The 21872-nt window shown below is 71.9% G+C and carries 25 protein-coding genes and 1 pseudogene; 14 read left to right on the top strand and 12 right to left on the bottom strand.

From position 1 onward, the window contains the following. Positions 1–18: 18 nt before the first annotated feature. Genes LY41_RS21250 through LY41_RS24200 form a run of 6 tightly spaced genes read right to left on the bottom strand, consistent with a single transcriptional unit; the run spans position 19 to position 3890 of the window. A complete protein-coding gene (locus tag LY41_RS21250) occupies positions 19–393 on the bottom strand; it encodes a GntR family transcriptional regulator (RefSeq protein WP_253865968.1) in 375 nt (124 codons plus the stop codon). Between the two features lie 43 nt (positions 394–436). Then, positions 437–976, bottom strand: a complete 540-nt coding sequence (locus LY41_RS21255; protein WP_253865970.1) for an NUDIX hydrolase — start codon at positions 974–976, stop codon at positions 437–439. Continuing rightward, positions 977–2314 carry a coenzyme F420-0:L-glutamate ligase gene (locus tag LY41_RS21260; RefSeq protein WP_253865972.1) on the bottom strand — a complete coding sequence of 446 codons (1338 nt, stop codon included), beginning with the start codon at positions 2312–2314 and terminating at the stop codon, positions 977–979. After that, positions 2307–3308: a 2-phospho-L-lactate transferase gene (gene cofD, locus LY41_RS21265; protein WP_253865973.1), complete on the bottom strand. Its 1002-nt coding sequence runs from the start codon at positions 3306–3308 to the stop codon at positions 2307–2309. The genes LY41_RS21260 and cofD overlap by 8 nt, the downstream gene beginning before the upstream one ends. Before the next feature lie 41 nt (positions 3309–3349). Then, positions 3350–3601, bottom strand: coding sequence for a GNAT family N-acetyltransferase (locus tag LY41_RS24135; RefSeq protein WP_372493332.1), 252 nt, complete (start codon positions 3599–3601; stop codon positions 3350–3352). Then, positions 3534–3890, bottom strand: coding sequence for a GNAT family N-acetyltransferase, cg3035/Rv0428c family (locus tag LY41_RS24200; RefSeq protein ID WP_443678875.1), 357 nt, complete (start codon positions 3888–3890; stop codon positions 3534–3536). Before LY41_RS24200 ends, LY41_RS24135 begins: the two co-directional genes overlap by 68 nt. 41 nt (positions 3891–3931) lie before the next feature. On the opposite strand from LY41_RS24200, the gene LY41_RS21275 reads away from it, so the two are divergent. From LY41_RS21275 to dapC, 3 genes are all read left to right on the top strand, one after another. Continuing rightward, on the top strand, positions 3932–4207 hold the full coding sequence (locus LY41_RS21275) for a hypothetical protein (protein ID WP_253865974.1): 276 nt from the start codon (positions 3932–3934) through the stop codon (positions 4205–4207). Positions 4208–4353: 146 nt separating this feature from the next. Further along, on the top strand, positions 4354–4674 hold the full coding sequence (fdxA, locus tag LY41_RS21280; protein WP_253865975.1) for a ferredoxin: 321 nt from the start codon (positions 4354–4356) through the stop codon (positions 4672–4674). Next, positions 4671–5762: a succinyldiaminopimelate transaminase gene (dapC, locus tag LY41_RS21285; protein ID WP_253865976.1), complete on the top strand. Its 1092-nt coding sequence runs from the start codon at positions 4671–4673 to the stop codon at positions 5760–5762. Before fdxA ends, dapC begins: the two co-directional genes overlap by 4 nt. 182 nt (positions 5763–5944) lie before the next feature. Here the strand turns inward: dapC and dapD are convergent, their stop codons facing one another. Both dapD and LY41_RS21295 read right to left on the bottom strand, forming a co-directional pair. After that, positions 5945–6931, bottom strand: a complete 987-nt coding sequence (gene dapD, locus LY41_RS21290; protein ID WP_253865977.1) for a 2,3,4,5-tetrahydropyridine-2,6-dicarboxylate N-succinyltransferase — start codon at positions 6929–6931, stop codon at positions 5945–5947. Between the two features lie 21 nt (positions 6932–6952). Further along, on the bottom strand, positions 6953–7423 hold the full coding sequence (locus tag LY41_RS21295; RefSeq protein WP_253865978.1) for a hypothetical protein: 471 nt from the start codon (positions 7421–7423) through the stop codon (positions 6953–6955). Between the two features lie 193 nt (positions 7424–7616). On the opposite strand from LY41_RS21295, the gene dapE reads away from it, so the two are divergent. The 4 genes from dapE to LY41_RS21315 all read left to right on the top strand — a co-directional run bounded on the left by dapE (position 7617) and on the right by LY41_RS21315 (position 11690). Continuing rightward, positions 7617–8690: a succinyl-diaminopimelate desuccinylase gene (gene dapE, locus LY41_RS21300; protein ID WP_253865979.1), complete on the top strand. Its 1074-nt coding sequence runs from the start codon at positions 7617–7619 to the stop codon at positions 8688–8690. Positions 8691–8835: 145 nt separating this feature from the next. Continuing rightward, complete coding sequence (locus LY41_RS21305; protein WP_253866146.1) at positions 8836–9615, top strand: LOG family protein; 780 nt, start codon at positions 8836–8838, stop codon at positions 9613–9615. A gap of 2 nt (positions 9616–9617) precedes the next feature. Then, positions 9618–10187: an LOG family protein gene (locus tag LY41_RS21310; RefSeq protein WP_253866148.1), complete on the top strand. Its 570-nt coding sequence runs from the start codon at positions 9618–9620 to the stop codon at positions 10185–10187. Between the two features lie 90 nt (positions 10188–10277). Beyond that, positions 10278–11690, top strand: coding sequence for a hypothetical protein (locus LY41_RS21315; RefSeq protein ID WP_253865981.1), 1413 nt, complete (start codon positions 10278–10280; stop codon positions 11688–11690). Positions 11691–11819: 129 nt separating this feature from the next. Here LY41_RS21315 and LY41_RS21320 read toward each other — a convergent pair whose 3' ends face one another. After that, a complete protein-coding gene (locus LY41_RS21320; protein ID WP_253865982.1) occupies positions 11820–12494 on the bottom strand; it encodes a lysophospholipid acyltransferase family protein in 675 nt (224 codons plus the stop codon). A 78-nt stretch (positions 12495–12572) separates the two neighbouring features. On the opposite strand from LY41_RS21320, the pseudogene LY41_RS21325 reads away from it, so the two are divergent. Then, a pseudogene (locus tag LY41_RS21325) lies at positions 12573–12857 on the top strand (DivIVA domain-containing protein); the annotation flags it as partial. A 152-nt stretch (positions 12858–13009) separates the two neighbouring features. Further along, positions 13010–13609, top strand: coding sequence for a DNA-3-methyladenine glycosylase I (locus LY41_RS21330; RefSeq protein ID WP_308292290.1), 600 nt, complete (start codon positions 13010–13012; stop codon positions 13607–13609). 131 nt (positions 13610–13740) lie between these two features. Here LY41_RS21330 and LY41_RS21335 read toward each other — a convergent pair whose 3' ends face one another. Beyond that, positions 13741–14541, bottom strand: a complete 801-nt coding sequence (locus tag LY41_RS21335) for an enoyl-CoA hydratase-related protein (RefSeq protein WP_253865984.1) — start codon at positions 14539–14541, stop codon at positions 13741–13743. Between the two features lie 199 nt (positions 14542–14740). Between LY41_RS21335 and LY41_RS21340 the strand changes: the two genes are divergently transcribed. After that, positions 14741–14908, top strand: coding sequence for a DUF3117 domain-containing protein (locus LY41_RS21340; protein ID WP_048807468.1), 168 nt, complete (start codon positions 14741–14743; stop codon positions 14906–14908). 82 nt (positions 14909–14990) lie between these two features. Further along, positions 14991–16637: a leucyl aminopeptidase family protein gene (locus LY41_RS21345; RefSeq protein ID WP_253865986.1), complete on the top strand. Its 1647-nt coding sequence runs from the start codon at positions 14991–14993 to the stop codon at positions 16635–16637. A gap of 122 nt (positions 16638–16759) precedes the next feature. On the opposite strand, the gene LY41_RS21350 is transcribed toward LY41_RS21345, so the two are convergent. Beyond that, positions 16760–17719 carry a LysR family transcriptional regulator gene (locus tag LY41_RS21350; RefSeq protein ID WP_253865988.1) on the bottom strand — a complete coding sequence of 320 codons (960 nt, stop codon included), beginning with the start codon at positions 17717–17719 and terminating at the stop codon, positions 16760–16762. A 137-nt stretch (positions 17720–17856) separates the two neighbouring features. On the opposite strand from LY41_RS21350, the gene LY41_RS21355 reads away from it, so the two are divergent. Further along, a complete protein-coding gene (locus tag LY41_RS21355) occupies positions 17857–18990 on the top strand; it encodes an MFS transporter (protein WP_253866151.1) in 1134 nt (377 codons plus the stop codon). Positions 18991–19145: 155 nt separating this feature from the next. Here the strand turns inward: LY41_RS21355 and LY41_RS21360 are convergent, their stop codons facing one another. After that, positions 19146–19811: an O-methyltransferase gene (locus tag LY41_RS21360; protein WP_253865990.1), complete on the bottom strand. Its 666-nt coding sequence runs from the start codon at positions 19809–19811 to the stop codon at positions 19146–19148. 386 nt (positions 19812–20197) lie between these two features. On the opposite strand from LY41_RS21360, the gene sigE reads away from it, so the two are divergent. Both sigE and LY41_RS21370 read left to right on the top strand, forming a co-directional pair. Beyond that, positions 20198–20842: an RNA polymerase sigma factor SigE gene (gene sigE / locus LY41_RS21365; RefSeq protein WP_372493336.1), complete on the top strand. Its 645-nt coding sequence runs from the start codon at positions 20198–20200 to the stop codon at positions 20840–20842. After that, positions 20839–21705 (top strand): zf-HC2 domain-containing protein, encoded by an 867-nt coding sequence (locus tag LY41_RS21370; RefSeq protein ID WP_253865994.1) that lies wholly within the window; start codon positions 20839–20841, stop codon positions 21703–21705. Before sigE ends, LY41_RS21370 begins: the two co-directional genes overlap by 4 nt. Positions 21706–21872: the final 167 nt, after the last annotated feature.

Raw genomic sequence — 21872 nt, forward strand, 5'->3', positions numbered from 1 at the left:
AACACGGGCGCTCGGGCGTCAGTGGGAGCGGAGGGCGGCGGTGACGATGGCGAGGGCCTCGTCCTCGCTCAGGCCGAGTTTGCGTGCCGTGTCGGCGTACTGCCGGGCGGCGTCGCGGGCCCGGATCCGTGTGCGGTCGCCGGTGGCTGCCACGAACGTGCCTGAACGGCCCTTCGTCTCGATCAGCCCGGCTTCCTCGAGCTCCCGGTAGGCGCGCGCGATCGTGTTGGGTGCGATGCCGAGGTCCGCGGCGAGCTTGCGCACGGTCGGCAGCTTCGTGCCGACGGCCAACGCGCCGTCGTTGATCTGCTCGGCCAGCCCGGAGCGGATCTGTTCGAACGGCGGCACCTTCGACTCCGGGTCGACGCCGACCAGCGGCTCCGTCTCACTCATCGCGGGAAACCTTCGCAGGCTCGTGGTGACGTGCGCACAGTCCTCACGCCCTGTCGAGCGCGGCCGCCACGAGTTCGGTCAGGTCCTCGGTGCCGGGCGGCAGCGCGTGTGCCGGCCACCAGCGCAGGTCGTCGGACTCGTCGCTGGCCACCGGCTCGGCACCCGCGGGCGCGCGCACGAGGAACTGCACGTCGAAGTGCCGCGTGGGCACGCCGAGCGAGCAGGTGATCGGGTGGACGTCGAGCCGCAGCGGGTCGTCGTCGATCGTCAGCCCGGACAGGCCCGACTCCTCGGCGGCCTCGCGCAGCGCCGCCGCGGTCAGCGACGTGTCCTCGGGTTCGCAGTGCCCGCCGAGCTGCAGCCACCGGCCGACCCGCGGATGCAACGTGAGCAGCACGTGCCCGCCCGTGGAGTCCAGCACGATCGCCGACGCCGTGAGGTGGCCCGCCTCGCACGAGCGCGCACACGCGTCCGGGCGGGCGGCGAGGAAACCGAGGTAGGCCTGCCGCAGCGATTCCTGTGCGGCCGTGTCGGGCTTCCAGCCGTCCAGAGTGGACGTGGCGGCAGCGTGCAGGGCGGCCATCTACAGCTCCAGGAATCCGTCGTCGACGTCACGGGGCGGGCGCGGCGCGAGGGGCTCGGCCGGATGGCCGACGGCGACGGCGCCGAGCGGCCGCCACGACGCGTCGAGTCCGAGGCTCGCGCGCACGATGTCGGCCGCGAAGATGGTCGAGCCGATCCAGCACGAGCCGAGCCCTTCGGCGGCCAGCGCGACCAGCAGCGCCTGCACGGCCGCGCCCCCGGCGACGGTGAACATCGTGTTCTCGCAGGCATTGCGCCGCTCGTCGGGGTAGGTGTGTGCGCCGTCCGGCACCAGGAACGGCACGATCACCTCGGGCGCGTCAACGAGGATGTCGCCGCGGCGCAGGCGTTTCTCGATCTGCTCCGCCGTGAAGCCGTCCGCTGTCAGGTCGTCTCGCCACGCCTCGCGCATCGCCTCGAGCAGCTTCGTCCGCGTGCCGGGGTCGCGCAGCCGGACGAACCGGACCGGGCGGGTGTGGTGCGGCGCGGGTGCCGTGAGTGCTGCGCCGACGGCCCGGCGCAGCACCTCGGGATCCACGGCGTCACCGGTGAACTCGCGCACCGATCGCCGCGTCAGCACCGCCTCGCGCCTGCCTTGGGCGATCGACTCGTCCGTGCCGAGCCGGAACAGGTCGTAATCGGCCGACCGCACCAGATCCCGTGCCGTCGACTCCTCGTCGCCGATCTCCAGGCCGCGCACCACGGCAACCGGGAGGCCGCCGAGCTTGCCCTTGACCAGGTCGGCGGCCGAGGCGATCTCGTCGGCCACCGCGATCTCCGTGACCGCCAGCTCGTTGCCGTGGTCGTCGACCTTGCCCTCGTAGGCGTGCAGCACGCTCAGGCCGGAGGCGCCGATCGTCTCGTCGGTCTGGCCGTTGCGCCACGCGCGGCCCATCGTGTCGGTGACCAGTACGGCGACCTCGACGCCGAGGCGCTCGCGCAGGCCGCGCCGCAGCGCCAGCGCCGAGGCGTCGGGGTCGTAGGGCAGCAGTGCGATCTCGTCGCGGTTCACATTGGACGCGTCGACGCCCGCGGCGGCCTGCACGATCCCGTTGCGGTTGCGGGTGATCAGGGTCCGCCCGATCTGCGCCAGCACGCCTTCGGACTCGGCGTCGATCAGCTCGCGCCGGGCGGCGTCGCGTTCGTCCGGATCGGACGGAACCCGGATCAGTCGTCCCTCCGCTTTGGACACGATCTTGCTCGTGACCACCACGACGTCGCCGGAACGCAGCCACCGTGCGGCCGAGGCGATCGCGCCCGTGAGGTCGTCGCCCGGGCGGAACTCCGGCAGGCCCTCGACGGGCAGGACCTCGACGCGCCCTCCCGCGTGGTCAGCCAACCTGCACTCCGGCCAGTTCCAGGGCGTCCCGTGCCATCTGCGCCGTGGCGTCCACATCGGACATCATGATCGGCACGGCGCGCACCGCGACGCCCGGAACGTCCACGCGCTCGCCCGAGTGCACCAGCCAGCCGTCGAGCAGGCCCTCGTCGGAGGTCTGCCGTGAGCCGTAGTGGGCGCCCACGGCCTCGGCGGAGGTCTCCACGCCGATCGCGGACAGGCACGCGTCGCCCATCCCGCGCAGTACCTTGCCGCCGATGATCGGCGACACGCCGACGACGCCCGCCTCGGTCTTGCGCAGTGCCTCGCGGATGCCGGGCACGGACAGCACCGACCCGATCGACACGACGGGGTTGGACGGCGCGAACAGCACCGCGTCCGCCTCGGCGATCGCCTCCAGCGTGCCCGGCGCCGGAGCCGCCTCCTCCGCGCCGACCGGCACGATCGAATGCGCCTGCAGTTCGGCCCGGTGCCGCACCCACCACTCCTGGAAGTGGATCGCCTTCCGCTTCGTCTCGTCCTCGGGATCGTCGACGACGACGTGCGTCTCCACCCGGTCGTCCGACATCGGCAGCAGTCGCACGCCCGGTTGCCAGCGGTTGCACAGCGCCTCGGTGACCGCCGACAGCGGATAGCCCGCACGGATCATCCGGGAACGAATCAGGTGTGTGGCGACGTCCTTGTCGCCGAGCGAGAACCACGTCGGGTCCGCGTTGTAGGCCTGGAGTTCGGTCATCACCGACCACGTCTCGTCGGTCTGACCCCAGCCGCGTTCCGTGTCGATGCCACCGCCGAGCGTGTACATGCAGGTGTCGAGGTCGGGGCAGACCCGCAGGCCGTGCATCCACACGTCGTCGCCGGTGTTGACCAGCGCCGTGACCTCGTGTTCCGACCCGGCGTCCGGTGCTCCCGTCGGCGGCAGCCCCAGTGCGGCTTTGACCCCCAGGAGGAAGCGGGCTCCGCCCACTCCGCCGACCACGACCACGACCTTCACGACCCTGCCTCTTTCGTCTTCGCCCGACCCCTCGTCCGTCCTTACCGCGTTCGATCCTCGCACGGCGCCCAGTAGCGATAGTGGTGGTGTTCGCGGAAACCGAGCCGTGCGTACAGGGCCAGCGCGGCGGCGTTGTCGGCGGCGACCTGGAGCACGCACGCCGCGGCGCCGTGGCGCTCGCCCCACGCGCCGATCGCGGCCATCAGCGCCCTCGCCAGGCCCTGCCTACGGTACGCCGGGTGCACGGCGAGCCGGGCGACGAACAGCAGGCCGTCGGCGACAGCTCCCCGCACCGCCGCGCGCGTTCCGTCGTGGCCCGTGCTGCACCGTCTGCAGCATCGGCGGGATGGCATGGTGGTGGGAGAAGTCACAGACCGCAGTGAGGGCGGCGGGCAGCTCCCTGCCGGGGTCGCCGACGGCCAGCGCACTTCCCCCGCCGGCTACGCCCTCATTGGCGGGAGGTGCCCCATTGGCCCGCCCGGTGAAGTCGCCCGCAGCCCGCAGCCGCCACTCGCCGAGCTGCTCGTCGACGACGGCGGGCCAGGCGTCGGCACAGGCGTGTTCGATTCGCATCGCAGTCATCACGCCTACGATGGGTACCGGGAACCGGCGAGAGGAGACGCATGAATATCTCGCGCAGGGACGACCGTCACAACGCCGACCTCGCGCAGGAGATCTCCGACAGCTTCAACCGCGCACTCGGGGAGCGGAAGACCGCCGCCCCCGGCACCGGCACGGGTCCCGACGGGACGGGGCCCGGCGACGAGGAGAACGACGGTGACCACGGTGCCGCGAGTGACGGTGCCGCGAGTGACGGTGCCGTGGGTGACGAGCAGCAACGACCACGGTTCGTGATCACCGGCGACCGCCGCAGTACCGGACGTAACCGGCGCCCGTGAGCGTTGTTCGTCACGTCTCCGTCGGCCCCGGATAAGGGTGGCCTGGTCTTAGGATGCCTGCCGACACCACGTAATGTCCGAAGGCGTCCGCCACCGTGCGGACCGGCCGACCGGCCAGAGGAATACAGCAACAGCAGGAGAGCGCAGTGACCTACGTTATCGCCGAGCCCTGCGTCGACGTGCTCGACAAGTCATGCATCGACGAATGCCCCGTCGACTGCATCTACGAGGGTGACCGGATGCTCTACATCCACCCCGATGAGTGCGTCGACTGCGGAGCCTGCGAGCCGGTGTGCCCGGTGGAAGCGATCTACTACGAGGACGACGTTCCGGAGGAGTGGGTCAACTACACCAAGGCGAACGTGGACTTCTTCGACGAGATCGGCTCGCCGGGCGGGGCGGCCAAGGTCGGCAAGGCCTCGCACGACCCGCAGTGGATCAAGGACCTGCCCCCGCAGGGCGAATGACCCGGCTCCAGCTGCCCGGCTTCCCCTGGGACTCGCTGGCCGGGCACACCGCACGGGCGAAGGCGCACCCGGACGGGATCGTCGACCTCTCGGTCGGCACACCGGTGGACCCGGTGCCCGAGGCCGTCCGGGATGCGCTGGCGTCGGTGTCGGACATCCCCGGCTATCCGGCCACGCACGGCACGCCGGAGCTGCGGGAGGCCGCCGTTGAGGCACTGCGCCGCAGGCACGGTGTCACCGGCCTCCAGCCGGATGCCGTGCTGCCCACGATCGGTTCGAAGGAACTGGTCGCGTGGCTGCCGATGCTGCTGGGCGCGGGCGCAGGCGACGCTGTCGTCATCCCGGAACTCGCGTACCCGACGTACGAGGTCGGGGCGCTGATCGCCGGCGCGACGGCCCGTCGCGCCGACAGCCTGACCGCACTCGGGCCCGAGACGCCCGCGATGGTCTGGCTCAACTCGCCGTCGAACCCCACCGGCCGCGTGCTGGGTGTCGACCACCTGCGCAAGGTCGTCGACTGGGCCCGCGAGCGCGGCGTCGTGGTCGTCTCCGACGAGTGCTACCTCGCGCTCGGCTGGGACGCCGAACCCGTGTCGATCCTGCACCCCGATGTGTGCGGCGGTAGCCACGAGGGGCTGCTCGCGGTGCACTCGCTGTCGAAATCGGCCAACCTCGCGAGCTACCGCGCCGGGTTCCTCACCGGCGACCCCGCGCTGATCGCCGACCTCCTGGCCGTTCGCAAGCACGCGGGGATGATCGTGCCGCGTCCCGTGCAGGAAGCCATGCGCGTGGCGCTCGCCGACGACTCCCCGCTGGACCGGCAGCGCGAGTTCTACACCGCGCGCCGTGAGCTGCTGCGGGAGGCGCTGGCCGGTGCGGGCTTCCGTATCGATCATTCCGAGGCGGGGCTGTACCTCTGGGCCACGCGCGACGAGTCCGCCGACGACACCGTCGCCTGGCTCGCCGAACGCGGCATCCTCGTCGCCCCCGGCACGTTCTACGGCCCCGGCGGCGGATCCCACGTCCGCGTCGCCCTGACCGCCACCGACGAACGCGTCGCCGCCGCCGCGAAACGCCTGTCGGAGTAACCGGCAACCACCGTGTTGCGCTTTCCGGAGTCCGTGTTGCGGATCCAGGGGCCCGTGTTGCGGGTTCCGGGGTTCGTGTGGTGCAACACGGCCGACAACACGCGCGGCTGAGCGCAGGACACGCGCACGAGAAACGCCGCCGGGCCCGCGAGCCCGGCGGCGTTTCTCGTGGCAGGTATCGGTCAGTCGTTGGCGTGCAGGGCCTCGTTGAGCTCGATGCCCGTGCCCTGGCGCGGGACGACCTCCACGGCGCCGGTGGCCGAGTTGCGCCGGAACAGTACGTTCGAGATGCCCGACAGCTCACCGGCCTTCACGGCTTTGCCGTCGACCAGCACCTTCGTGCCCGCCGTGACGTACAGGCCCGCCTCGACCACCGAATCGTCACCGAGCGAGATGCCGACGCCGCCGTTCGCGCCCAGCAAGCAGCGCTCACCGAGGGAGATGATCTCCTTGCCGCCGCCGGACAGCGTGCCCATGATCGACGCGCCGCCGCCGATGTCGGAGCCGTCTCCCACGACGACGCCGGCCGAGATGCGGCCTTCGACCATCGACGCGCCCAGCGTGCCCGCGTTGAAGTTCACGAAACCCTCGTGCATGACGGTCGTGCCGCTGGCCAGGTGCGCCCCGAGGCGCACGCGGTCGGCGTCGCCGATCCGCACGCCGCTGGGCGTCACGTAGTCGACCATGCGCGGGAACTTGTCGACGCTGTAGACGGTCACCGGTGCCCGGGCGCGCAGGCGCATGCGCGTCGCCTCGAAGCCCTCCACGGGGCACGGCCCGTGGTTGGTCCACACGATGTTTTGCAGGAAGCCGAACTGCCCGTCCAGGCTCAGCCCGTGCGGCTGCACGAGCCGGTGGGAGAGCAGGTGCAGGCGCAGGTAGACGTCGTGCCCGTCGGCGGGCGCCGTCGCGAGGGTCGCCGCCGCGGTGCGCACGGCCACGACCTCGACGCCACGGGCGTCGTCCGTGCCCAGCAGCGAGGTGACCTCGGGGCCGAGCGACTCCGCGGCCTCCTCGGCCGACAGCCGCACGGTGCCGGACTCGGCGGCGGGCTCGGTCAGCCGCGGGTGCGGGAACCAGGTGTCCAGCACCGTGCCGGACGCCGTGACGGTGGCCAGGCCGACGCCGCTCGCGCCGGTCGTTTCGGGATCAGGGGTCTGCTCACTCACGCCGTAACGGTAACCCGCACGTCAGCCGCCCTGCCCGGACACCTGGGGCAGCTGCTGTACCCCGGTCTGCACGTCGTCGAGGGCGCCGGCGATGTCCTGCAGCGTCTGCGTGCACTCGTCGTCGTCACCGCTGCCGTCCGCGCTGCGTCCGCACTGCCCGTTGTTGTACGACGACAATCCCTCCTCGAGGGTGTCGGCCGCCTCGATCAGCCGCGGGCGGTCGTCGCGGCCGTACTGGCCTTGCGCGAAGTCCCGCGCCGAACCCGGGATACTGCCCAGCTGGGTGACGTACTTCTCGCACGCCGTCGGTTCGATGTCGGCGGGCGAGCGGTAGCACACGTCCTGGGTCAGGGCCCGCAGTTTCGTCGCCAGTGCCGCGGGTCCGGGGTCCTCGCCGCCGCCGCTCGGCATCGGACCGGCCTCGCGCGAGCACGCCGACGTCAGCACCACGAGCACGCCTGCCACGACCACGAGCAATGTCCGGATACGCACGCGTTCACCGTACGCATCGCCCGCATGTGACCGTCGGCACCCGTGCCGCCCGCCACCCGGCCCGTGTTGCGGATTCCGGGGGCCGTGTTGCGGGTTCGGGGGAGCGTGTTGCGGGTTCCGGGGCGCGTGCGCCCGCCCGCAGCACCGCCACCGGACCCCGGTTCGCCGGCGGCGCACGGCTAGTGTGCTCGGCATGGCCACGCTCGATCTGCACGCCGACCCCGTCGACCTGACCGCCGCGCTGGTGGACATCCCGTCCGAGTCCACCCACGAGCAGACGATCGCGGACGCGGTCGAGGCGGCGCTGCGCAGCCAGGCGCCGCACCTCGAGGTCGTCCGCAGCGGCGACGCCGTGCTGGCCAGGACGAATCTCGGCAGGCCGTCGCGGGTCGTGCTGGCGGGCCACCTCGACACGGTGCCGGAGAACGCGAACCTGCCCAGCAGCCGCAGCGACGACGGCGCGACGATGTACGGCCTCGGCACGGTCGACATGAAGGGCGGCGACGCGGTGTTCCTGCACCTCGCGGCGACGCTGCCCGAGCCGGAGCGCGACATCACGTTCGTCTTCTACGACTGTGAGGAGATCGACGCCAGCCGCAACGGTCTCGGCCGCATCCAGCGGGAGGCACCCGAGTGGTTGCGCGGAGACCTCGCGATCGTGGGGGAGCCGTCGAACGCGGCGATCGAGGCGGGTTGCCAGGGCACGATGCGCATCGACGTGACGACCTCGGGCGCGCGGGCGCACACGGCGCGTGCGTGGATGGGCGTCAACGCGATCCACGCGCTCGGCGAACCGTTGCGCAGGCTCGAACGGTACGAACCACGGGTGGTCGACATCGACGGGCTGACCTACCGCGAGGGCCTGCAGGCCGTGCGGGTCGGCGGCGGCGTGGCGGGCAACGTGGTGCCGGACGGCGCGGTGCTGGGTGTCAACCACCGGTTCGCCCCGGATCGCACCGCCGAGGAGGCCGAGGCGCACCTGCGCGAGGTGTTCGAGGGCTACGAGGTGACGGTCGTCGACGTCTCACCGAGCGCGCGGCCCGGGCTGTCGGAGCCGGCGGCGGCCGAGCTCGTCGCGGCGGCGGGCACCGCGGCGACCGCCAAGCTCGGCTGGACCGACGTCGCCCGGTTCTCCGCGCTGGGCATGCCCGCGGTCAACTTCGGCCCCGGTGACCCGACGTTCGCGCACACGCAGGCCGAGCAGGTCGCGGTCGCCGACATCACGCGGCACGCCGACGTGCTGCGGCGGTTCCTCACCGGCAGCTGACCGGCGACCGGCCGGCGGCCGACCGGCGACCGACCGGCAGCCGGCCGGAGGTCCGAGGCGGCCTGCCGAAACGGGGTCGTGCCGTGGCCGCCCGAACCGGAGCGCCCACGGGCAGCCTCGTAGGCTTTGCGGTGTGACCGACGCCGTGAACAACCCCGGTGACCCGGGCGAGAACGACTACCCGTCCGAAGCGTTCCGTGGGCCGATCGTGCTGCGACGCGAGCAGAAGGCCGGCCCCGGCTCGACGACAGACCAGCGCCTGCTCGATTCCCGCGGGCCGAGCGACTGGGTGCACACCGACCCGTGGCGCGTGCTGCGGATCCAGGCGGAGTTCGTGGAGGGCTTCGGTGCGCTGGCCGAGGTGCCGCGTGCCGTGACCGTGTTCGGCTCGGCGCGCACGGAACGCGACTCGGCCGAGTGCGTCGCCGGTGCCGAGATCGGCGCGAAGCTGGCGCGATCCGGTTTCGCCGCGATCACCGGCGGCGGCCCCGGCGCGATGGAGGCCGTCAACCGTGGCGCGTCCGAGGCGGGCGGCCTGTCGATCGGGCTCGGCATCGAGCTGCCGTTCGAGCAGGGCCTGAATCCGTGGGTCGACCTGGGCGTGAACTTCCGGTACTTCTTCGCCCGCAAGACGATGTTCATCAAGTACTCGCAGGCGTTCATCTGCCTGCCCGGTGGCTTCGGCACGCTGGACGAGCTGTTCGAGGCACTCACGCTCGTGCAGACCAAGAAGGTCACGAAGTTCCCGGTGGTGCTGTTCGGCAGCGAGTACTGGGGCGGGTTGTACAACTGGATCCGCGATACCGTGCTCACCGACGGCAAGATCGGCGCGTCCGACGCCGATCTGCTGTACCTCACCGACGACGTCGACGACGCGGTGGCGGTCGTTCAGGAGTCGTACCAGGCCTGGGAGGACACGCACTAGTGCTGCGGCGGATCTGCGTTTTCTGCGGCTCGTCGGCCGGAGGCGACCCGGTGTACACCGAGGCGGCCGTCTCGCTGGGCAAACTGTTGGCAGGCCGGGGTTTCGACATCGTCTACGGCGGCGGCAACGTCGGCTTGATGGGCGCGGTGGCCGACGCGGCGCTCGAGGCGGGCGGCGAGGTCATCGGCGTGATCCCGGAGCATCTCGTGCGCGCCGAGGTGGCCCACCACGGCGTCACCGAGTTGAAGATCGTCGAGGACATGCACGAGCGGAAGGCCACGATGGCCTCGCTGGCGGACGCGTTCCTCGCGCTGCCCGGCGGCATCGGCACGCTCGAGGAGCTGTTCGAGATCTGGACGTGGGCCCAGCTCGGCCTGCACGCCAAACCTCTCGGCATCGTCGACGTGGCCGGCTACTACGCCAAGCTCGGCGAATTCCTCGACCACATGGTTGATTCCGGGTTCCTGAACCTGCCGAGCCGGGAGCTGGTGCGGCTCGACTCCGATCCGGAGCGACTGCTCGAGGCGTTCGCGCAGCACGGTGATGTCGTCATCGACAAGTGGGACGTGTAGGGGCGAAACCACCGAAAGTCAGACGCGCGCAGGCGTGCGGCGCTCTACCGTTTCCTTCGGACACTGTTGTGCAGGCGAAGGGAACGTCGAATGCGCACTCGGATGCGGGGCCTGGCCACCGTGGCTGCGGTCGCCGGCCTGCTGGCGACGACGGTCGCTCCTGCGGCTGCGGTCGATTCTGCGGTCACGGTCGAACCTGTGGCTGCGGTCGAACCGGTGGCTGCGGTCGAACCTGCGGTCACGGCCGATTCTGCAGCCGATCCACTGGCCCTCGCCAACTTCGAGCTCCGCCCCAACAGCCTCGGCGGTGCTCTCGGTGACCGGGTGTCGCAGCTGGACGGTGAGCTGCCGAACGTCGGCGTCACGCGCCTGCTGGCCGATGCCAACCGTGCGGGTGCCGTGTCGTCGGGCGGGTGCAACGGTGCGGCCGCAGGCGACGGCATCGACGGCCTGGCCCGCAGCATCTGCTTCAACGACGGTGACGACGACACGCGGCTGTGGTATCCGCAGGGTGTCAGCACGGTGGCCGATGCGCAGGACGACAAGCACTGGGGCGAGACCCAGCCGGTGCTCGTTTCCTGGTACGACAGCAGCAAGAAGGACGGCGTCGACGACGGCCAGGACGATCTCGAGAAGGGCGTCCGGGTGTCGTTCGTCGACACCGACACCGGCAGGTACCGGCACGTGCTGCTCGCCTACCCGAAGATCAACAGCTACGGCAATCCGACGTACGAGGCGGTGAAGACCTCGCAGACCGCCGACGGCACGTCGCTGCACGGCGGCGGCATCGTCTGGTACGGCAACTACCTCTACGTCGCCGACACCGACCGGGGTTTCCGCGTGTTCGACATGCGCCACATCTACGACCTCGCCGCTGCCGACAACGGTACGACCGGCGATTCGGACCGCATCGGCCGCCGCTACGGCGTCTACTACGGACACGGCTACCGGTACGTCATGCCGCAGGTCGGCTCCTGGACCGTGACCGCGGGCAAGGACGGCCGGTGCACGCCGTCGGCCGAGGCGATGAAGTTCTCGTACGCGGGTCTGGACCGCAGCGGCCTCGACCACGTGCTGGCGGGCGAGTACTGCAGCGGCGACGGCATCGGCAGGGTCGCGGCGTGGCCGATCGCCGACACCGTCGACTCCGACGGTGAGCTGATCATCGATCCCGACCATCGTTGGCAGGCCGATGCGGCGCACCTGCTGCCCGGCGGTTCCGGCGAGAAGCTGGCCGGCAACGTGCAGGGCGCATCCCGGTTCCACGGCCGGTGGTATCTGAGCCAGAGCGACGGCGACGTGCGCAACGGCGCATTGCACGTCACACCGGCCGTCGACCCCGCGACCGAGAAGCTGACCGCCGAGACGACGCACCGCGCGTCGATCGGCCCGGAGGACCTGTCGCACTGGGAGGACGGCACCGGCGGGCGGAACCTCGGGCAGATGTGGACCGTCGCCGAGCACTACGGCAAACGCATGATCTACGCGACCGACCCCGGCTGACCTCGTCGCGGCTGACCTCGTCGCGACCGAGCGGCGCATCGCGTCGGGCAGGGCCGGCTCGCTGTGGGCCGGGCCGCGCCGAACCCGGCCCCGGCACCGGTCCCGGCGGACTGGTCCGGACGGACCGGATCAGGCGGCGTCGCTCTCGGGGCGTTTGTGATAGGCGTCGACGTACTCCTGGCCCGAGAGCTCGAGGATCGAGTACATGATCTCGTCGGTGACGGCGCGCCGGATCGGCGGGGACGCGGCAAGGCCGTCGTAGCGGGTGAAGTCGAGCGGCTCGCCGAACCGCACCGTGACCTTCACCGGCCGCGGGATCTTCTTGTCGATCGGCAGCAGGTTCTCGGTGCCGGACAGGGCGACCGGTACGACCGGCGCGCGGGTCGCGAGCGTCAACGCGGCGACGCCGGTGTGCCCGCGGTGCAGCTTGCCGTCCAGCGATCGCGTGCCCTCCGGGTAGATACCGAACGCGCCGCCGGAATCGAGCACCTTCTGTGCCGCGCCGAGCGCGGCGAGTCCGGCGGCGGCGTTGCCGCGTTCCACGGGGACGTATCCCAACGCCGACAGGAACGATGCGCGCAGCCGGTCCTTCGGGCTCGTGCCTTCGAAGTACTCGGCCTTGCCGAGGAACGCCACGGGACGTGGTGCGACGAACGGGATCACGGCCGTGTCGACGGCCGAACGGTGGTTGGACGCGAAGATCACCGGACCGTCGAGCGGCACGTTCTCGGCGCCGTAGACGTCCGGTCGCCACAACGTCCTGGCCAGAGGGGCGACTCCGCGGCGGATCAGCAGGTGCAGCACCCCTCCAGCATCGCACGACGCGGCAAGACGATGGTGAGGTCCGCGCGATCGACGCGGCGACTGTGCCACGATCGACCCGTGACCACCGCGCTCATCTACCTGCTCGTCATGCTGCTTGTGGCGGCGGTCGTGTTCCTGCTCTCGGCGCTCGTGTTCGGCCGTGGCGAGGAACTCGCGCCGTTGGCACCGGGCGGTTCGCCGACGAGGCTGCCCGCCGGGGACCTCGCGGGTGACGACGTGACGGCGGTGAAGTTCCAGCTCACGGCCCGTGGCTATAAGATGTCCGAGGTGGACTGGGTGATCGCACGGCTCGGCGGTGAGATCGACGGCCTGCGCGCGCGGATCGCCGAACTGGAGACCGAACTCGACGCGCGGTCCGCACGCACCGGGCAGGCCGCGGGCGTGGGACCGGGCGTGGGACAGAGCGCCGGGGCGGAGCAGAGTACCGGGGCGGAGCAGGCCATCGGTGCGGAGCAGGCCACCGGTGCGGAGCCGCGCACGGACAGGGGGTCGCAGTGAGCACGGACGGGGCCGGGGAGATCGTGGCCGGTGGCGAGGGGCTGACCGGACCGGACGGGGTGGTCCGCTGTTCGTGGGGCAACACCGCCCCCGATTACGCCGAGTACCACGACACCGAATGGGGCGTCCCGCTGCGCGGCGAGACGGCGCTGTTCGAACGGCTGTCGCTCGAGGCGTTCCAGTCCGGCCTGTCGTGGCTGACGATCCTGCGCAAACGGGAGGCGTTCCGCAGCGCGTTCGCCGGGTTCGAGCCGCGGGCCGTCGCGGCGTTCACCGATGACGACGTGGCGCGGCTGCTCGCCGACGCCCGCATCGTCCGCAACCGCGCGAAGGTCCGGGCCACGATCGGTAACGCTCGCGCGATCGCCGAGCTGGACACCCCGCTGGACGAGCTGCTGTGGTCGTTCGCCCCGGACCGGCACGACCGCCCGGCGACGATGGCCGACGTGCCCGCGGTGACGCCCGAGTCCACGGCGATGGCCAAGACACTGAAGAAGCGCGGATTCACGTTCGTCGGGCCGACGACCTGCTACGCGATGATGCAGGCCACCGGCATGGTCGACGACCACGTCGCGGGCTGTCACCGCGTCGGGTGACCGGCGGCCCGCACCGCCGACGGACGTGACCGGTGCGCGTCCCCGGTGTAGACCGGGGACGCGCAACACGGCCCCTGGAATCCGCAACACGGCCCCTGGAATCCGCAACACGGCCCCTGGCGCTGCCGGTACTACTTGCCGGTGAAGACCGGCTTGCGCTTGTTGACGAACGCGTCGACCGCCTCGGTGTGGTCGGCGGTGCCGCCGAGCACGGTCTGCGCCGCGTCCTCGGCGGCCAGCGCGTCGGCGAGCGTGCCCTCGGCGGCCGTTGCGAGAGTCGACTTGATCTTGGCGTAGGCGACCGTCGGGCCGGCTGCCAGTTTCAGGGCGGCCTCGTGGACCCGGGCGGCCAGCTCGTCGTCGGCCACGACCTCGCCGACCAGGCCGATGCGCAACGCCTCCGTGGCGTCGACCGTGCGCGCGAGCATCATCAGTTCCATCGCGCGCCCGTACCCGACGAGGCGCTGCAGCGTCCACGAGGCGCCGCTGTCGGGGCCGAGTCCGACGTTCGCGAACGCCATCAGGAAGTTCGCCGACCCCGCGACGATCCGCAGATCCGACGCGTACGCCAGCGCTGCACCCGCACCGGCGGCGGGCCCGTTCACCCCGGCGATCACGGGCTTGGCCATGCCGGTGATCGCCTCGATGATCGGGGTGTAGTGGTCGGCGACCGTGCGCAGCGGTGCGTCGTCGCCCGACTGCAGCAGGCCGACGTGTTCCTTCAGGTCCTGGCCTGCGCAGAACGCCTTGCCCGCCCCGGTGAGTACGACGGCCCGTACCCCGTCGTCGGCCGCTGCCTCGCGCAGCGCGGTCAGCAGGCGCTCCTTCAGCTCGACCGTCAGCGCGTTGTAGGCCTCGGGGCGGTTGAGCGTCAGCGTCCGCACACCGGGGTCGCCACTGTCGGTCACCTGCAGGACGTCGTCTGTCGTCACGGGAAAGCCCTCCGAATCGTTGTCTCGGCCGCGAGTCTGTCAGTCCTGTGAAGCGCATACCAGCGCCTATGCTCCGGGGCTAAGATCGGTCCGGCGTTCGCCGCCAACTGCTGATGGGGGACAATGGTGGTGAGGTGCTTGACCCGGAGCATGACGCGAACGCGAGCCGGGTGCTGGCTGAAGATGGAGGGAGCACGCTATGGCGGCCATGAAGCCCCGGACCGGAGATGGTCCCCTCGAGGTTGCTAAGGAGGGACGGGGCCTCGTGATGCGTGTACCGCTGGAAGGCGGCGGGCGCCTCGTCGTCGAGCTGACGGCCGAGGAGGCCAAGGACCTCGGCGCCGCCCTTCAGGAGGCCACGAGCTAGTCAACCGTCCCCGTTGTCCCCACTGCCGGTCGGGCGGACGAGCCCGGCCGGCCGATCTTCTTGTGCCTGGAGGGTCCCACACATGGCGCGTGCCGTCCTGCCGCCCGTACCGAGTCCGATCGTCGAGGTGGAGACGGGCGGTGCCGCCCGCCGAGGGGAGCGGCTCGCCGTCGTCCACGCCGGTCCCGACGCCCTGGCCGGGGCCGGATCGCCGCACGCCGAGTTGGCGGCGGAGCTGCAGGCCACGGGCAAGGCGAGCGAGATCGTCGACGTTCCCGTCACGGCACTCGGCGCGACGTCCTCGAAGGGCAAGTCCTCGAAGGCCACATCCCCGGGCGCGAAGGCCTCGGGCGCCAAGTCCTCGAATGCCAAGTCCCCGAATGCCACGACCTCGAGCGCCACGACCTCGAGCGCGAACTCCGCGAGCGTGCACTCCGCGAGTGCGGACTCACCTGTGCCGACCTGGTTCGTCGGTGTCGGCGACGGTGAACCCGCCCGGTACCGGTCGGCGGGGGCGGCGCTGGTGCGGGCGGCCAACGCGTTCGCCGAGACCGAGTCCGACGCGGGCAGGCGGGTGCCGTCCCACGTGGCGGTGCGGCTGCCCGACGGTGCCGACGCCGAGCAGGTCGCCGCGTTCACGACGGGCCTCGTGCTGGGTGGCTACCGCTTCCGCGTGACCGGGGAGAAGCCGAAGCCTGCCGTCACTGCGGTGCGGTTCGACGGTGACCTCGACGAGGAGCTGACCGCCGCCGTCGCCCGTGCCCGTGAGATCGCCGCGGCGTCCGCGCTGGCGCGTGACCTGGCCAACGCTCCCTCCAACATCAAGACTCCCGAGTGGCTGGCCGAGGTGGCCGCCCGGGTCGCCGAGCAGACCCGGGGCCTGACCGCGACCGTCCGTGACGAGACGTGGCTCGCGGAGCAGGCGTTCGGCGGCATGCTCGCCGTCGGCGGCGGATCGGCCAGCCCGCCGCGGCTGATCGAGCTCGCCTACCGGCCGCGCGGTGCGACGTCGCACCTGCTGCTGGTCGGCAAGGGCATCACGTTCGACACCGGTGGCATCTCCATCAAGCCCGCCGCGGGTATGCACCTGATGCGCACCGACATGGCCGCGGGTGGTGCCGTCATCGCCGCCGTGCGCGCGATCGCGGCGCTGCGCCTGCCCGTGAAGGTCACGGCGCTCGTGCCCGCCGCGGAGAACCACGTGTCCGGTTCGGCCTACCGGCCCGGTGACATCGTCCGCCACTTCGGCGGCCGCACCAGCGAGGTCGGCAACACCGACGCCGAGGGCCGCATGGTGCTCGCCGACGCGCTCGGCTACGGCATCCAGCGGTTCCGTCCCGACGCCGTCGTCGACGCCGCGACGCTCACCGGCGCGATGAAGGTCGCGCTCGGGCTGCGCACCGGAGGCGTGTTCGCCACCGACGACGCGCTCGCGGAGAGCGTGTGCGCCGCTGGGGACCGTGCGGGCGAACAGTGGTGGCGGATGCCGCTGCTCGAGGACCACATGGGCGACGTGCGCAGCGAGATCGCGGACGTCAAGCAGGCAGCCCCCGGGCCCGGCGGGGTGACGGCGGCGCTGTTCCTGCGCGAGTTCACGGGCGGGCTGCCGTGGGCACACCTGGACATCGCGGGCCCCGCGCGGGCCGAGAAGACCTACGACGAGGTGACGTCCGGCGGCACCGGTTTCGGTGCCCGCACGCTCGTCGAGCTCGCCGCGTCCTACTGCTGAGGAGCTGTCACTGAGGAGCTGTCGCTGAGGAGCTGTCGCTGAGGAGCTGTCGCTGAGCGGCAATTACCGGGCGGCTACTTGCCGCTACGGCTGTTACTGAGGGGCTACTGCCGAGCGGGCTATTACCGGGCGGATCCCGTGCCCGTGCCGTCTGCCGAGGTGGGTGCGGGCGGGAGCGGCGCGCGGGCGCGTACGTGATCGCGGAACGCGGCCACCGCGGGCGGCAACGGCCGGTCGCCGTGCCAGGAGAATCCGACGGTCCTGCTCACCCGCGGGCGCAGCGGCACCTCGACGACGCCCGCAGGCGTGCCGGGCTCGAACTTCGGCAGCAGCGCCACGCCCATACCCGCTGCGACCAGGCCGCGCACCGTCTCCGACTCCTGGCCTTCGAACGCCACCACCGGGGCGAATCCCGCCTGCGCGCACAGGTCATCGGTGATCTGCCGTAGGCCGTAGCCGTGCTCGAGCATCACGAACACCTCGCGTTCGAGTTCACCGAGGCGGACGTGCGCGTTGCCGGCGAGCCGGTGACCCTGCGGTACGGCGACGAAGAGCTCCTGCTCGGTCAGCGGCAGCGAGCCGAGGCCGGGCCCGTCGGCGACCGGCGCGACGAGCGCGAGGTCGAGCTCGCCGGAGCCGAGCCTGCCGACGATGTCCTGCCGCGATCCCTGGACCAGCGTGAACCGGATGTGCGGCCGGTCGCGGCGGAATTCGCTCAGCAGACCGGGTACGAGCGATCGGCCGAGCAGGTGCAGAAAGCCGAGCGCGATGTGCCCGCGTTCGGGGTCGACCTCCTCGCGCAGCCTGCGCACGCCGTGGGCCAGTTCGGCCTGCGCGCGTTCGGCGGCGTCGGCGAGCAGCACGCCCGCGCGGGTGAGGCGGATGCCGCGGCCGTCCGGTTCGGTCACCGGGGTGCCCAGCAGGTCCGTCAGCGTGGCCAGCCTCCTGCTCGCCGTGGGTTGCGGCACGCCCAGTTCGGCGGCCGCGCGGGTGAGGTTTCCGGTGACCTTGAGCACCCGCAGCAGCGCCACGTGCGGTGCCAGCTCCGCGGTGACCCGCAGATCCTCGTACTCATCCATCATTGAATCGATTATCCATCAGTTCTGCATTAGACGTATCGGTCTGTGGATTCTTAGCGTCGGAAACCATGTCCGTTCGTTCGTCCGAGCCGGTCGGATCCGTGCCGGTGGCCGCCGCTGCTGCGGTCCCGGTCCGTCGCGTGAGGCTGGCGGTGACCACGGCCGGGCTGTGTTCGTTCGCGCTGCTGTACGCGCCGCAGCCGCTGTTGCCCCAGCTCGCCGAGCACTACGCGCTCGATCCGGGTGGTGCGTCGCTGGCGATCAGCGTGGCGACCGGCGCTCTGGCCGTCGCCGTGCTGCCCCTGGCCGTGCTGTCGGAGATCGTCGGGCGCAAACCCGTGATCGTCGCGTCGGTGCTGGCCTCGGCCGTACTGGGACTGCTGCTGCCGCTCGCGCCGTCGTTCGAGGCGCTGCTGCTGATGCGCGGGGTGCAGGGCGTGGCCATCGCCGGATTCCCGGGGGTGGCGGCCGCCTATCTGGCCGAACGCCTCGGCGCCGCAGGCGTGGCCGGTGCCGTCGGGGCGATGATCGCGGGAAACACGCTCGGCGGGCTGTCCGGACGGCTCAGCGTCGGCTTCACCACGGACGCGCTCGGCTGGAACGGGGCGCTGGCCGTCGTCGGCGGGATCGGCCTGGTGTGTGCGCTGATCACCGCGGCGACCCTGCCCGGCCTGCCGGCCCGCACCGCGCGTCCGACGTTCGCCGACGTGGGACGCGGACTCGTCGCAGCGGCCTCGGACCGCGTGCTGCTCGCCCAGTACGTCGTCGCCACGGTCGCGATGGGCTCGTTCGTCGCGCTGTACAACGTCGCCGGATTCCGGCTCACCGGTGATCTCGGTCTGCACCCGGCGGCCGCCTCGCTGGTGTTCCTGGCCTACGCGGGTGGGGCGGTCGCCTCGAGCAGGGCGGGACGGCTGGTGGCGCGATTCGGGCGCGTGCCGTCGGCGTGCGCGGGGCTGATGCTGACGATCGCCGGCGCAGTACTGACACTGCCGGATTCGGTTCCGCTGGTGGCTGCCGGCTTCGTGGTGCTCACGCTGGGATTCTTCACCGCGCACTCGGTCGCGGGCGGGTGGGCCGCCGCCGAGGCACCGGCGGCGGGCCGTGGGCAGGCGGGCGGGCTCTACAACGCCTGCTACTACCTCGGCAGCAGTGCCGGGGGAGCGGCGGGCGCCGCGCTGTACGGCCACGCCGGCTGGGGCGGCCTCGTGGCGGCGGTCGCGGGCTGGCTCACCGTCGGGATCCTGGCCGTCCTGTCCGTACGGCGACGCTGACCGAGACGCCCGTACCCCGGTGTCCTCGGGGCAGGTATCGAGCCGGCGGGTGGGCCGGGCCGGCACGGTGCGACTGCGGTGTGGGCGTGAGGGGAAGATCTGGGGCGTCGAACGCCCCGAAGGTGCCCTTGAGGGCACGCACGCGGCGGCACGCGTCAGGTGGCAGGGCCGACCACGGCGGCGGCGAGCAGGCCGCCGCCCAAGGGCAGTACGGCGGGGCGGAGGCGGTCGTCGTCGCGCATGGTCCTGGCGACGTCGCGCAGGGCCAGCAGCTCCGGGTCGCGCCTGCCGTCCTCGCCGATGTGCACGTCGGCGAGGACGTTGTGCAGGACGATCACCCCGCCGGGTCGCAGCAGCTGCACGCCCTGGTCGAAGTACCCCCGGTACTCGACGAGAGTGGCATCGGCGAACACCAGGTCGTAGCCGCCCGCGGTGAGCCGCGACAGCACGTCGAGAGCCCGCCCGGTGATGGTGCGCACGCGGCCGGACGGGTACCCCGCGGAGGTGAACACGCGACGCGCGGCCCGGTGGAACTCCGGCTCCCAGTCGATGGTGGTCAGGACTCCGTCGGCGGTCATGCCGCGCAGCAGGTGCAGCCCGCTCACCCCGGTGCCGGTCCCGATCTCCACGACCGACCTCGCCTGCACCGTCGTGGCCAGCAGCCCGAGTGCGGCGCCCGTGGCGGGGGACACGGCCGGACAGCCGAGTTCGCGCGCGCGGCCGCGGGCTCCGGTGATCACGTCGTCTTCGGCCGCGAAGCCGTCGACGAACCCGCTGACGGCGTCGGCGAGCGCCGCAGTGGGATCGGTTTCCGAGGTCACGCGCGAAAGGTTAGCGCGACGCACGCGAGCAGACCGGAGCACCACGGCACCGCCGGGGCCGGCAAGTTCTCAGGTCCTTCTCAGTCGCACCTCATGGAATCCGTAAGGAAACCGACCAGACTGCGTCTCAGTCACAGGATGTCTCATCCGTGGCCGCGTCCGGCCTGCGAAGGGCAGGCCGATCCCGCGAACTCGGCTCACGAGGGACATACCGCTCCGGCGGGAACATGTGGACCACGCCGAACGTTGAACGGCTAACGAAGGGGATCAGGCCGATGGAGGTGCCTCAGCTGTCTCGGAGCAGCACGACGCAACCCACACAGGAGCACGCGAGCGTGCCGGTCGTCGAGCGGGCCGGCGGTGACGCCGCGCCCGCAGCATCTGCAGTGTCGGCAGCGCCCACGGCAGCCACGGCGCCTGCAGCAGCTGCCTCGGAGGGTGCGGCGCCGGCGGGCACCACGTCGCCCGGAACCGCGTCGCCCGGCGACGACGTTGCGGCGAGCTGGACCCCGCCGACGTGGGACGAGGTCGTCCGCGAGCACGCCGACCGTGTCTACCGGCTGGCCTACCGGCTCTCGGGCAACGCCCACGACGCCGAGGACCTCACGCAGGAGACGTTCATCCGCGTGTTCCGTTCCCTCGCCTCGTACAAGCCCGGCACGTTCGAGGGCTGGCTGCACCGCATCACGACGAACCTGTTCCTCGACATGGCCCGCCGCCGCTCGCGCGTGCGCATGGAGGGCCTGCCCGACGACACCGACCGCATCGTGGGCGACGATCCGAGCCCGGAGCAGGTCTACTCCGAGACTCACCTCGACCCCGATCTGCAGGCCGCGCTCGCCGAGCTGCCGCCGGAGTTCCGCGCCGCCGTCGTGCTGTGCGACGTCGAAGGACTCTCGTACGAGGAGATCGGCGCGACGCTCGGCGTCAAGCTCGGCACGGTGCGCAGCAGGATCCACCGCGGCCGCCAGGCGCTGAAGGCGTCGCTCGAGCGCGCGTCCGCGACACGTCAGCGGGAGGCGCTCGGATGAGCCGTCACCACGGGTCCGGCGGGTTCGGCCTTCCCGAGTCGCACCTGCTGCCGGACGCGGTCGTGGCGTTCGTCGACAACGAACTGTCGACCGGTGCCACCGAACGCGCCGCCGAACACCTCGCGCACTGCCCGTGGTGCGTGGCCGACGTCGACGCCCAGCGGCAGGTGCGCTCGGCCGTGCGCGATGCGGACGAACCGTCCATGTCGGCGGGTTTTCTGGCCAGCCTGCGGTCGATCCCTCAGGACACCGAACTCGACGAGACGCCGGACAACCTCGCGATGACCGAGGACGGACAGCTCGTCGCCGTGCAGCGGCCCGACCGGGTGGCAGGCCTGCGCGGGAATTCCACGGGCACGAGCGCCGTGGGCGGACCGGAGCCGCTCGGCGGTTCGGAGCCGCTCGGCGGTGCGACACCGCTGGGCCGTTCCGCCAGTGTTCTCGGCGGAGACGCCGCAAACGGCAGGCGCCGCGCCGCCCAGGGCGCGGGTGTGGTCGTGTCCGGGCTCGTCCTGAGCGCACTCGCGCTCGTGACGACGACGGGTGGTACGGCCGCCGACCCGGAGCGGCCCCGTCCCGGCGGGGGCCAGACCAACACGGATGTACTGCGCGCGCAGTTCGGCGGCGACGGCTCGTCGGGTTCGGCCGCAGGATCGCGGACGAGCACGAGCACGAGCACGCCGACGAGCACGACTGCGCGGACGAGCACGAGCACGCCGACGAGCACGACGACGGGCGCTCCGGCCTCCGGCGCGCCGGCCGCAGGCGAAGCTGCGGGGGCGGCGGTACCCACGGGCACGGCATCCCGCGGTTCCGCGGCGGCCACCACTCCCGAGCTCACCCCGGCCTCGAGCGGACGCTGACCGGTGCCGGACCGCCGGTCCCCGTGACCGGGTCGCGGGAGCAGAGGCCGGAAGCGGCCCACGCCCATTTCACCGGTGCCGCGACAGGATCGTCCCGAGATGCCTCATGGTGCGTCGGTGCGACGCGCCGCACACGCGTACTCTGCGTGCGAGGCACGAGCACGCGA

Source organism: Prauserella halophila, assembly GCF_024171895.1.
In the GTDB taxonomy this organism is placed as follows: domain Bacteria; phylum Actinomycetota; class Actinomycetes; order Mycobacteriales; family Pseudonocardiaceae; genus Prauserella; species Prauserella halophila.